A 12,253-nucleotide genomic window follows, 5' to 3' on the forward strand; every position below is an offset into this window, starting at 1 on the left:
CGCACTGATTGTTGACAATACAATGCGCACAAGAAAAAGGGTAAACTACCAACACAATACGTTGCCATTCCATAACTAGATTGAAGGGCATCATCTTCCCGCTTTCAGTTAATAACAGTATTATATTTTGGAACGAACCATAGGTGAGTTAGCCCAATATTTACCGATATCAGTACTGAGTCGTTAATACGCACGAAACAAGCCATCAAAATATTGGGAATAACAATAATAGAAGATAAAAAAGGAGTCGCCGATAACGCGGCTACTCCTTTTATTTAGCGGAAAATTTAAAAGCGGTAATTAAAGCTCAGGGTCACATTACGTGGGGTTCCGTAATGATACACGCTATATGCTTCGGACATTGAGGCAGAGGCAGACATATAAGCATAATATTTTTCATCTAATAGGTTCTCTACGTTAAGTTGCAGATCCATATTGTCAGTAAGGTTATAACGAGCCATCAGGTTGACTAAAGAGTAAGCATCCTGATCGATTTTTACTGTCCCCCCTTCAGAGTAACTATCACTCTGCCAGTTAATACCACCACCCACGGTCAATTCAGGCAGGTAATCAACAAACTGATAAGTTGTGAATAGTTTAAACTGTTTGCGAGGGCTAGTAGCCGCCACTTTTTTTCCGTCAGCATCTTCCGCTGTAAACTGCGAGTAGCCAGCCGTGATATTCCACCCATCGATAAACTCCCCCACCACTTCTAACTCAAAGCCTGTACTCTCAGTACCTTGAGCAGCTTTGTAATAAGTGGTTGGAGTACCGTCAACAATGATAGTCCCAGCGGCTGTTGCCAGATTATCCTGTTCAATCTTAAACAGTGCCACAGCAGTGTGCAGACGATCATCTAGATAAGCGCTCTTTAAACCAATTTCATAGGCTTTACCTTCGAGTGGATCTAAATAATCACCGTTAATATCCTTACTGTTCTGCGGATTAAATATTTCGGTATAACTGGCGTAAACACGATGCTCTTCGTTTATGTCATACAAGGCGCCAACATAAGGAACGAACACGCCATCATCACCAAAGTTAGTATCAGTACCATAACTGATCCCTTCGCGGTTCCAACTAGAAATACGGCCACCGGCAATCACTTTTAAATCATCGGTAATTGTCAGCCGCGTTGCTGCGTAGAAACCTTTCTGCTCGGTATCCATATTTAACTGGCGATTGGCATTTGTTGACCATTCAGGCTCTTCAAAGGCGTTGCTTTGCCAATCATAAAAGTTTTCAACTGCCTTTGAGTCCCAGCCCGTCATATTCTCACGGATGGGTTCATAGGTATCTGCATAGGATTTCTGTTTGCTGTATAAGGCACCAGTCACAAATTGATGCTCACGGTTAAAGAGTTGGTAATCGCCTTTCAACTGAAAATCGAAATTATCAGAGTTACTTTCACCATGGCTGTGATAACGCTGGCCGCTCAATCCTGCACCGGTTTCTTTATTCAGCAAGCCAGACATATAGATCATTTTGGTGGTGGTTTCATATTCCATGCGATTATAGTTCGCCACCAACTGCCAACCATTGCTGAAATAATGGTTCAAGTTAGCAAAATAGTTGATGTTAGTCGTTTCCCAACGGCTCCAATCTGCCGCTGTTGTAGTAGAAACATCCCAATCAGTAACTGAACCATCGCTGAATACTGCTGGTAATGCACCCCACATCGCTCCTTTGGGGTTATTGTTATTGTAACTACCGCCGACGCGCAGCATAGTGTTGTCAGTAATGTCTGAATCAATTACGCCGTAAAGAATGGTCTTACGGTCTTGATAAAGATCCTGATAAGAATCGCTATTGACATATTTCGCGACCATGCGACCACGTACACTGCCACTGTCGTTGAGGCCATTAGAAACATCTGCGGTAACTTGTTTTTTATCCCAGCTACCCGTAGCAACATCAACATAGCCCTTAAGTTCGTCACTGTCGGCATGTTTGCGCACTAGGTTGATTGAAGCAGAAGGATCCCCTGCTCCCGTTAGTAAGCCTGTTGCACCACGCACCACCTCTACACGCTCGTACAGAGAGATATCTGACACAGTCTCACCTGCATCGCCCCCCAAACTCCAAGATAAAGGTACGCCATCGATCTGGTAATTCTGAACCGCAAAACCACGGGCCATAAAGCCATTTCGAACGTTATCTGTTTTAGATGAAGACAAACCTACTGTGTTATTAACCACATCAACAACGGTATTGAGTACCTGATCCTGGATCCGTTCAGCGGTCAAGATGCTCACTGACTGTGGCGTTTCCTGCAGTGACAGCCCTAAACCTGTGGCGGTATCAATGGTTCGACTCACAGTGTACTTGCCCATCACTGTGATTTTTTCAATATTTTGATCATTTGCATCTGCTGCAGAAGACGGCTCTGCAGCCAAAACTGACAAAGGGTTTAATGCCAAAGTAATGGCAGACGCGAGAGGTAGTAGATAAAAGCGCATAGTAATTTAGGGAGTTTATTTAGGATGAACATACGGTAACACTATTGCGAATCACTTTCATTTGTATTTTGGTGATGTATATAACAAATTCATCATTTATTAATGAGGAATAAACGTCCCCGTTGTGTTTATGCCTTCAAAAGTGAGCGTTTACGGTGAAAAAGGTTATTCTTTACCCGTATTCGGTTAATCATTCTTAATCTACGCCACTAAAAGCGACCCTGAGATTATTACTCCATAGGATCGCCATTAGTGTTTAGTTTTTATCTCATCAGTGTGTCTGTACTATTAGCTCGGCAGGCAGAGGCCACTTTGCCACTTGCCACTCACCTTGCCAATTCTCTATCAATATCCACAGACTATCGGCGGAGGTTAGCGTCTTAGTTGCGATGGCGTGTACGTGTTGGCCATGCTTATTACCGTGTAAAATACCATTCTCGCTGCGCTGTAAATCTGCTATTGGCAAAGCCTGCGTTCCAATATTGGCATAGCCTTGGCGTATATTGCCTACCTCACCTTTTTCAAAAACCAACATAAAATCTTTCACATAGTCATCATGATGCACATAGGGTGCTTTTAGATCTAAGGGTAAAGGGGCTATTTTAAATTCACCTAACTCTTGAGCCTGCCAGGCCGGTGGAAATGTAGGTGTTAGCGACTGATACAAAAACAATAGGGGGAGCAATAGAATAAACCCACTCAGTTTATATTTATTTTTTTGCCAAAAAGTTGAATGAATGAAAGCCATTAACGTACCTCCTCTAACCTATCTGCCACAGTACTGGGGGATTCCATTTTTTTAATTGCACGCACATTACGCAGTCCCCACATCATAAATCCCGTGATTGACATACCCGATAGGATCACCCCAAAAATAAACCAAATGATTTTTGTCCAGATACCACCTAAGGTACCGTAATGCAAAGGATCTGCGATATGCATTAGCGTTTGTATTCCTGTCATCGTCTCGGGTGATGTCGCTCTTGCAATCTCCCCCGTCCAAGGGTTAATGCTGAGGTTGTAAGAATACTGATCATAAAAAATGTGCTCGCCGCTACCGCTCAGATGATACATGTCACGATTATGCTCGGGTTTCATCACATAGCTTGGTTGAAAGTCTGGAAAGTGCGTTTGCGCTAATGTTAAGGCTTGTGCAAATGACACGCTTGGATCTGCGGGATTCACATCACCCTTTTGGATAAAGGGCAATTGCTCAGCAGCAACCAATGGCGCATGTGGCTCGATATCAATATCTGCATGCCAAAAAATGGCTTGGACTAAATACCATAATCCGGTAACGGCCATAATCGCGATAAACCAAATAGACCACACACCAGACAATTTATGCAAATCGGCCAATAGTGTCTTTTTACCTTGACTCACTCGCAATTTCGGAGCAAAAAAACTTCGCCAAAAACGTTTATAAACAATGAGTCCCGTCACTAAAGACGCGAGCATAAACAGCGCCATCGAACAGACAAGGTAATAGCCCAAGCTGTAACCGCTTTGCCAAGGAAATAATAACCAAGCATGTAAAGATCTGATAAAGCCGGCAAATGTCATGCCTTCATTAATCTGTTGGATCTCACCAGTGTATTGATTGACATAGGCCATGGCATAGGGTTTATCCGCGTCACTGAACATGATCACATTGACCATATACGGTTCTAAGGTCATAGCACCAGAGACTGCCGCACTTGGGTAGGCTTCCTCAACAATCGTCATTAATTCACTAACCGGTTTTACGGGTAAATCATTAGGGTTCAACGCCCTCGATGCTGGATTCGTTAACCAAGTGATCTCATGACTCAGTACCGCAATCGTCCCCGTCAAGCAGATAAAACAAAATAACAACCAAATTGGGAGCGACACCCAACCATGCAACATAAACCAGAATCGGTTACTGATCTTCGCCATTTGTGACTTTCCTAACACTTATCGTATTTCGCGAGTGTAAAGGTAATGCAAATTGTTATCAATACGATGTACTGGGAATTGTTTTCAATTAGAATGCCGATCACAAAATACTATGATGGGGAATCATGATGGATAAAACCTTGTTAGCAGCGCTCATTTCGAGCCTATTGTTAGCGCCGAGTTCCTACGCCGACGAAACTCAATCAGACGCAGACGCCAATATCGAAGTGATCAGTATTAAAGGTAGTCGTTTAGATAAAGCTGCTACAGCAACGGGCTTACCCTTAACACTGAGAGAAACGCCGCAGTCAGTGACGATTATAGATCAAGAATTTATTCAGAGTTTTTCTCTTAACAATGTTGCTGACTTAATGTTTTTAACACCGGGTATTTCTGCACAGAAAGCAGAAACTAACCGCTACTTTTTCAGCGCCCGTGGTAATCCAATCACTAACTTCCAATTTGATGGTGTGCCCGTTAACTATTCTAGTTTCTTCAATGATGCTTCGACCGATACGGTTATCTTCGATCGAGTAGAAGTGGTTCGTGGTGCAACCGGATTATTAACGGGTGCAGGAGAACCCTCGGCCGCCATCAACCTCATTCGTAAACGTCCAAAATCTTCACCAGGAGGTTACCTCAGTGCAAAAGTAGGTTCATGGGACAGTTATCGTGTAGAAGGTGATAGTTCAGTGGACATAACAGAAGATGCCGATGTCCAAGCACGTTTTGCCGCCGCCTATGAAAAATCAGATAGTTTTACCGATCTAGCCGAAGATGAAAATCTGCAAATTTATGGCGTCGTTACTGCAAGATTAAGTGATAGCACATTATTCACTTTGGGCGCGGACTATAGTGACCGCGATCCTAAAGGCTCCACTTGGGGAGCGCTGCCACTGTTTTATGCCGACGGCAGTTTAGCGAGTGACCTTCCCCGTTCGACTACCACTGCAGCATCTTGGTCTAGTTGGAAACGCCATGGTGCGAACGTTTTTTCTACTTTAGAACACAACTTCGATAATAACTGGGAACTCAAACTCGACATAGAACATCGTGAGGATAAGATGGATGGACACTTGCTATATTTATATGGCTCCCCAGATAAAACCACAGGTTTGGGGATGAGTGCATTGCCTATGATCTACCAATCAACCCGTAAGCAAGATGCGGCGCGAATATTTGCTTCAGGGCCATTCGAACTATTGGGTCGAGAACATAAGCTAACAACCGGCCTACTCTATTCAAAACAAGATATTAGCGCCGACTCTTTCTACACCACAGATGTTTTAAGCGTAGGCAATTTCTTTGAGTGGGATGGCTCGATTGCAGAGCCAAATTATCCATCGATTCCCACCAATGAAGAGACTGAAGAGATCCAAAAAGGTGCCTATATTGCTACCCAACTCAATCTGCACGATCAGATCACACTGCTGTTAGGTAGCCGTATCAGCCAATATAAAGTCGATCCAGGTTATGAGCACAATGATGTCATTACGCCGTATGCAGGATTGATTTACGATATCAGTGACAGTGTGTCGATTTATACCAGTTACACTGAGATTTTTCAGCCTCAAGATGCCAAAGATGCTAATAACAAACGCTTAGACCCGACAACTGGCAATAATATTGAACTTGGCAGTAAAGCCGATTTTTTCGACGAAAAACTCACCGCCAGTGTTGCAGTGTTTAAAGTTCAAAAGGAAAATGTGGCGGAAAAAGATCCTAACATTAAAGACCCACTTCCTGATGGTAGCTTTCCAATGCGCGCAGTGGATGGCACCAGTAACCGTGGTTTTGAAATGGAACTAACGGGTAGACCCACAGAGGATTGGGATCTGTACTTCAGTTACACCTACAGTGAATCTGAAAAAGCCGATGGTTCGGCCTTTGGCACACATTTGCCTAAAAACTTAGTACGATTATCTTCGCTCTATCACTTTGATGGCGCTCTAGAAGATATCACATTAGGTGGCAACTTAAGCTGGCAGAGCAAGATTTATGTAGAAAACGCGGGGCCTAACGGCGAAAGCTCTGAACAAGCCAGTTATTTCCTTACCAATCTTATGGCAAGTTATCAACTCACTGATGATGCGATTGTTCGTTTGAATATTCGAAACTTGTTTGATGAAAAGTACTACTCGAGTATCGATTTCTACAATCAAGGTTTCTTCGGCGAACCGCGAAATGTCGAACTTAGCCTGAGTTATAATTTTTAGTCTAATTGTTAATCGCCAATACCGCGCATCACTTTTATGCGCGGTATACCTAAAGCTAAACTATCCTGCGTTAAAACAGCATCCGGTAAACTTCAATGGATTAACCCTTTGGGCTCAGTGGGATAATCCATTACAATGAAGTCCATTTTGAGTTCGTAAAACAGATGTTCCGCCTATGCCTAAGTCTCACACCCACATGCATCAACATTTGCAGATGCCACATGCTAAATTAGATCTGCAAGCTCTAGTGGGCACTCTTGCCTTTGAGCAAGTGACCATTATTGGTAATGCTTCCGGCGATTGGCAGCCTGCGACCACAGGTACGACATTTATTTTTAACGGTACTCAATGGGCTGAAAACAGCAATGTAAATAATCAGATAGTAAATATCGCCAACGGTGGTTTTGCTGAATCAAAATATGCCTTTGTGGTACAAGGTCATCCACAAAGTGGTCTGCTTACGCAAGCCTTGACACAAGTTGCGATTGAATTAACGCCTCAGCTTGGCTGCTGGCCTTCATCTGGCTTAACCACAATAGTATTGATGCAGCAATTGTCTCAGCATGTGCAAGTGCAGCGGATGTCGCTGTTTCCGAGTTTATCAAGACCCAATGATTTACCGCCTGACGATCACTTACCTTGCATGGTGCATAATTGGTTAGGCGAACGGCGGATTGCCCAGGCTTTGGTACCATCGCTCGACTGGCCTGAATTTAGCTTAGCGTCCGTATTTTTACCTCGCCTATCCGCAATAAACCAAATGCAACCATGCCAAGTCGCACCTAGGATAAACGCAGGTAATCCCTTTGATTTACTTGAGCGTTTACAAGAGTCGAGCTTATTAATCGCAGATGCGCTAAATCCAGCCACGCGGCAGATGCAACTTGAATGGCTAATCACACTGGCGCATACACCCATCAACATTTGGCAGCAATTTGCTCATCCTAGCCAGCTCATCAATACTGAAGCTTTATTTTTCAACCACATGCCAGAATCAAAATCCAGCAATTGGTATTTAATGGATACTCAGGCATCTCAATATCTTGATGCGATTCGCCATAGTTTGGCCTATTGTTGGCAAACGTTGTCGACTAAGCACGCGAGCTTGTGATTGGCAATCAGTCTTCAAACGGCTCGTGACCCTCCCCCCTGTCCACTGCCATTCGCATTCAAAACACATTCAAAATACCTAAGGCGAATGTCGTTTTACCTTTTACCTTGCCCTCTACCGACGCTAAACCAACCTCTGTTTAAATGCATGACTCAAAACGTCAACACGCCCTAGTTAAGGGATTTTTACCCAATGCGATCCCCAACGGTTCAAAGTAATTGATCAGCGCCTGAAAAATCACTTGTCTGTGGGTCTCATCGGGATAAGCCCCCTCCTTTGCCATTGTTGAGAAACGGGTTCCCGACACTAAATACGGATTCGAAATATCAGTATAGGATTCAATACAGGCTTCAAATGCTCGCGCCATCATCTCCGTTGGCCGAGAGAAGTACTGCATCCCATGTTTTTTATCTAATGCAATCGCTCGGCGAACATAATCATGGGGCTCATCACCCTGTCCACTCAACAATGTCACTTTGAAGATCTCAGATAATCGAACATTTAATGGATGCTCTATAATGGGCAGATCGGATAGCCAAAGATCGCTCGCACACTGAAACCGCTTATTAGTAGGTTTGAATGATTTAGCGGCAATATAATGGTCAAACGCATGCCAAAACTCATGGGCTAAAGCACCTGCACCTGCATTTTTAGCTAATGCCAACTCTCGGGTCGCGGGTGCATAATGGGCCTGAACGCCCTTTTGGCCGCCATGACCAAAGGCCAGGCTGACGGTTTCTCGCAGTCCTAAAGTCAAAGGTGGCAATTTTAAGATAAAGGCCAGATCGGCGAGCGAATCAAACACTAAATCTGCAGCAATGCGCGATTCATCTCGCGTCACCCAGCGGCCCACACGCACATGGCTAAAACCAAAGGTTTGTTTAATATCAAGAAAAGTGACTTGCTCACCAAATCGATAATCGGGTCCATGGCGGTTATATTGCTGATTGATTAACACGGCTTCCCTTGAACCCTTTGCAGTGAGAGACACATTAAGCTGGCTATTTTAGGTGAAAATGCACAGGAACAAAACGCTGCATTAAGTGCAATATCAAGTTAAGAATAGGAGCCAAGCAGCGCTTACCCTTGGTTTGGTATCGCGATGCTTAGATTTCGTCAACCACAGGGTTCGTTAAGTTTTAGCCGTTAATATCACATCATCCCAAACCACGACACGATTTCGCCCCGTAGTTTTAGCGTGATACAAGGCTTTATCGGCCTCGGCCACCAGCTTTTCAGCATCTGAACGGCACTGACTCCCTATTTCAATCGGTGAAGGCACAGACTGAAGCGCTAAAATACCGCTGTTTTCTTCGATGGCATGATGAGTAATTACAGGTGTTAACGCACTCACTCCTGCCGAAAATTGATAGTGAAAATCGGCGACTATCGCTGAAATATTTTCATTCGCAAGCGCTGACATCATACGCGTCACAATTTTCTGCGCGACATCGATCGATGTTTCTGGCAGTAATAGCGCAAATTCCTCACCGCCGAAGCGACCAAAGATATCGTATGGGCGCGTGCGAGCACTGATAAATTGGGTAAAATGCTGCAGTATCTTGTCACCCACTTGATGCCCATAGCGATCATTAACGAGTTTAAAATAATCGATATCCATCATGACAAGGCACAAAGGTAACTGTAGACGACTCAAGCGTTTGATTTCATGCTCTAACTGCTGGAAAAAATGCCGTCGATTGGCAATACCGGTTAATTCATCGGTGAGTGCGAGTCGATTCAACTCAGTCTGCGCATTCCTTAGGGCAAATTCGACCTGTTTTAACTGGGTAATATCGGTGCAAACAATGACCATATCGCCATTGTGATAGACCTGCTCAGAAAGTTGCAACCAGCTACCGTCGACCAGATCCACTTCAAAACGTCGAAAAGCTGATTTACGTTGATTCGCATGAATAAGTTCAAGCCATTCCTCTATGGTTTCATGATCAATTTTAGGCCCTTGCTTATGGGTAAAGGCAAAGTGCATCATGTCGTCAAAATGCCGGCCAGCCATGTCTTGATCAACAAAACCAAACATTTTCGCAAAGGTATGGTTATAAAAGATAAAATGATTGTGCTTGTCCAAAACAGCGAGGCCATTCTCGCTTAGCCGTAAGGCTTCAGTTAAAAAGGGGTAAACAGACTCAAGAGATTCTTTTTCCATCGATTATTCCTAGCAATGACGCTTTTAGAGAAGATCTCCGACATGTTTAGATTAGCAGCGTTCTACACTAATCACAGCGTCTTTGTCTTTACCCCCATATTACCGCAACGGGATTGGCTCTACCGCGATGTAAATCCCACACATTCGGCAAATAAGCTTTAAAAACCAGATCCAATGCTTTGATAATTTACGATTTTACGGCCAATTTACTGAGAAATATTTCAGCACTAAAAGGTTTCTGCATGAAATGTACCTCAGGGAATAATGCTAACTCAGGAATATCATCGCTATCATTAGCTGAAAGCAAAAAGAAGCGACAGTGATGCTCAAACTGGGTATCACTGGCAAGGTTTTGTAATGTTTGTTGCATCTGTTTGATAAGTTGCAAGCCATTCATATCTTGTAAACGGTAATCCACAATAACAATATGTGGCAATGAGTGAATCAACATCTTAAGTGCTTGCGCTGCGTTATCAACACTGAAGGTTTGAAAATGATAGTGCTCTAGCATGGCTTTGCAAATCTCAAGGTTAAACAGATTATCATCTATGATTAACACTTTTTGTTGATCATATTGAATCGTTAATCGTTCTTTCACCTCGGTAAGTTGGCAGGGAAAATGTAACAGCACTGTGGTGCCTTTGCCCTTTTGACTGCGCAACATAAACTTACCGCCAATTTGCTCAAGCAATCGATTACAAGTATAGAGTCCTAATCCCATGCCCGATGTTGTTGTATATGAGTTAGATGCGTGCATAAAGGGATCAACTAAAGCGCGCTGTGCTTCCTTTGACATTCCCTCGCCAAAATCGCGGATCAGTACCCTAAGCATAGGACTATGGTCTTTATGGTTACGTTTAAGGCGTAAGTCCATATAACAATGCACTTCGCTACCCGTACTGTATTTAAAGGCATTATTGATAATGTTAGTCATGAGTTGGAATAACTTAGTCCCATCGAGCTCGATAAACTTCGGCAGAGACTCATTCACGACAACCTGTAAACGTTTACCCGATGTCGCACTAAAAGCACGATAGTAATCCTCAATATTGCTCAGATATTCGTGCAAATTGACTAAATGCCGATTCAATTTTAACTGCCCAGCTTCAGCCTTACTGTAATTCAACGTATTTTCGGCAACCGAGTAAAGTAAGTTAGCTGACCAGGTCATTTTATCGATAATTTCGTCCAGTTTTTGTGGCTGTGAGCGCGCTTTTTTTAACATGCGACTGTAGCCAAGAATGGCATTGATAGGAGTGCGGATCTCATGATTTATGCTGGAAAGTACTGCTAATCTAGATCGATTATCGAGCTTAATCTGCTCTACAATATGCTGATTTTTAGACTTAAAGTACAAAAGAAAAGACAGAGTAATACCAAGAGAAGCAATCAGTAAGATAATCACGATTAGCTCGACAACCTCTTTTTGTGGCACTTGATATTCTATGCGTAAATCTACACGGGTTTGGTATCCAGGAATATCCAAAGTTCGGCTATCTGAGTAGCTAAACATTGAAAATATGCCTGTGGAAAACTCATGGTTACAGGATGAACTTTGCAATAACGATTGTTCAAATTGATAGCTAATACATACACCCTGCTCCTGCTCAATCCGCGCTAATATCCGCTGATGAGAAATGGCATAGACTAAATAAAGCATATTAGGCCCATCGATATTAACAACCGCTAACGTGTAATCGGCAAGGCTAGCCTGAAGTTCCCCTTTACTATTCTTGACTAATTTAAGTGGCTTAAGTTCTGGCGCCATTGTCTGATCAGAGATATAGGCCAGTTCAAGTTCGGGGGTCAGTGTAAAAGCGACAGCAGATTTGATCTTCAGTAAGTCCTTTGCAAAAACCTCAAATTCCTGTGACGTTACCTCACTCGAAGCATAAAAAAACGATTTTAGCGCATCCAACATAATTTCATGTTGTAAGAACATATCCCGTGAAGAAGTAAAAACCGCTTCTGCTTTTTTATTGTAAATGGAGTCAAATTCATAACGTGAGTGGGACAAGGTTAACCACAGCACCAACAGAGTGACCCATAAACCACTGAACATATTGATACAAGCGCTATATTTAAAGCTCATTAGCGTAATCCATTACGGCCTTTAGCAAGCTGCATAACTGATATTCAAACAGCTCTCGCTCGCAAACATCCATGACAGACAGCATATCTTTAAGCTGCAAGTAGCGCGCAATACCCGTAAATTGATGTTTCAGGCCTTCGATACTGTCAGAAGATTCATATTGTTCTAGCTCAAGTCGCATTCGCTGTAATTCAGCAATCAGTGTCAATCGCAGTCGCGATTGCTGTTCTTGGCTGTATTGCTCAAAGAATACAGATAAGGCCTTGGGTAACTCAATATTAGCATTCATAC

General features: G+C 43.2%; 9 protein-coding genes. 2 read left to right on the top strand and 7 right to left on the bottom strand.

The annotated features are described in order from the left end of the window. Window positions 1-287 precede the first annotated feature (287 nt). From L5L91_RS08635 to L5L91_RS08645, 3 genes are all read right to left on the bottom strand, one after another. The gene (locus L5L91_RS08635) at window positions 288-2,459 is read right to left on the bottom strand and encodes a TonB-dependent siderophore receptor (RefSeq protein ID WP_263236121.1); all 2,172 of its coding nucleotides are present in this window, start codon (window positions 2,457-2,459) and stop codon (window positions 288-290) included. 271 nt (window positions 2,460-2,730) lie between these two features. Beyond that, window positions 2,731-3,207 carry a hypothetical protein gene (locus tag L5L91_RS08640; protein ID WP_263161215.1) on the bottom strand — a complete coding sequence of 159 codons (477 nt, stop codon included), beginning with the start codon at window positions 3,205-3,207 and terminating at the stop codon, window positions 2,731-2,733. Beyond that, window positions 3,207-4,376: a PepSY-associated TM helix domain-containing protein gene (locus L5L91_RS08645; protein WP_263161216.1), complete on the bottom strand. Its 1,170-nt coding sequence runs from the start codon at window positions 4,374-4,376 to the stop codon at window positions 3,207-3,209. Before L5L91_RS08645 ends, L5L91_RS08640 begins: the two co-directional genes overlap by 1 nt. A 128-nt stretch (window positions 4,377-4,504) precedes the next feature. On the opposite strand from L5L91_RS08645, the gene L5L91_RS08650 reads away from it, so the two are divergent. Continuing rightward, entirely contained in the window at window positions 4,505-6,592 is a 2,088-nt protein-coding gene (locus tag L5L91_RS08650) for a TonB-dependent siderophore receptor (protein WP_317630172.1), read from the top strand. 175 nt (window positions 6,593-6,767) lie between these two features. Beyond that, the gene (locus tag L5L91_RS08655) at window positions 6,768-7,703 is read left to right on the top strand and encodes a hypothetical protein (protein WP_263172126.1); all 936 of its coding nucleotides are present in this window, start codon (window positions 6,768-6,770) and stop codon (window positions 7,701-7,703) included. Window positions 7,704-7,863: 160 nt separating this feature from the next. Here the strand turns inward: L5L91_RS08655 and L5L91_RS08660 are convergent, their stop codons facing one another. The 4 genes from L5L91_RS08660 to L5L91_RS08675 all read right to left on the bottom strand — a co-directional run bounded on the left by L5L91_RS08660 (window position 7,864) and on the right by L5L91_RS08675 (window position 12,251). Further along, complete coding sequence (locus L5L91_RS08660) at window positions 7,864-8,661, bottom strand: CLCA_X family protein (RefSeq protein WP_263172125.1); 798 nt, start codon at window positions 8,659-8,661, stop codon at window positions 7,864-7,866. A 174-nt stretch (window positions 8,662-8,835) separates the two neighbouring features. Then, a complete protein-coding gene (locus tag L5L91_RS08665; RefSeq protein WP_263236125.1) occupies window positions 8,836-9,870 on the bottom strand; it encodes a GGDEF domain-containing protein in 1,035 nt (344 codons plus the stop codon). Between the two features lie 187 nt (window positions 9,871-10,057). Then, window positions 10,058-11,962 carry an ATP-binding protein gene (locus L5L91_RS08670; protein ID WP_131524744.1) on the bottom strand — a complete coding sequence of 635 codons (1,905 nt, stop codon included), beginning with the start codon at window positions 11,960-11,962 and terminating at the stop codon, window positions 10,058-10,060. Continuing rightward, window positions 11,952-12,251, bottom strand: a complete 300-nt coding sequence (locus tag L5L91_RS08675; RefSeq protein ID WP_131524743.1) for a hypothetical protein — start codon at window positions 12,249-12,251, stop codon at window positions 11,952-11,954. Before L5L91_RS08675 ends, L5L91_RS08670 begins: the two co-directional genes overlap by 11 nt. Between the last annotated feature and the right edge of the window lie 2 nt (window positions 12,252-12,253).

Origin of the sequence: Shewanella sp. SM55 (assembly GCF_025654025.1) — a bacterium.
Classification (GTDB): Bacteria; Pseudomonadota; Gammaproteobacteria; order Enterobacterales; family Shewanellaceae; genus Shewanella; species Shewanella oncorhynchi.

What these genes read in the sequence shown, in the direction of transcription:
- L5L91_RS08665 (WP_263236125.1), bottom strand. Translation starts at nt 9,870, where the DNA reads ATGGAAAAAGAATCTCTTGAGTCTGTTTACCCCTTTTTAACTGAAGCC.
- L5L91_RS08645 (WP_263161216.1), bottom strand. Translation starts at nt 4,376, where the DNA reads ATGGCGAAGATCAGTAACCGATTCTGGTTTATGTTGCATGGTTGGGTG.
- L5L91_RS08650 (WP_317630172.1), top strand. Translation starts at nt 4,505, where the DNA reads ATGGATAAAACCTTGTTAGCAGCGCTCATTTCGAGCCTATTGTTAGCG.
- L5L91_RS08670 (WP_131524744.1), bottom strand. Translation starts at nt 11,962, where the DNA reads ATGAGCTTTAAATATAGCGCTTGTATCAATATGTTCAGTGGTTTATGG.
- L5L91_RS08640 (WP_263161215.1), bottom strand. Translation starts at nt 3,207, where the DNA reads ATGGCTTTCATTCATTCAACTTTTTGGCAAAAAAATAAATATAAACTG.
- L5L91_RS08675 (WP_131524743.1), bottom strand. Translation starts at nt 12,251, where the DNA reads ATGAATGCTAATATTGAGTTACCCAAGGCCTTATCTGTATTCTTTGAG.
- L5L91_RS08635 (WP_263236121.1), bottom strand. Translation starts at nt 2,459, where the DNA reads ATGCGCTTTTATCTACTACCTCTCGCGTCTGCCATTACTTTGGCATTA.
- L5L91_RS08655 (WP_263172126.1), top strand. Translation starts at nt 6,768, where the DNA reads ATGCCTAAGTCTCACACCCACATGCATCAACATTTGCAGATGCCACAT.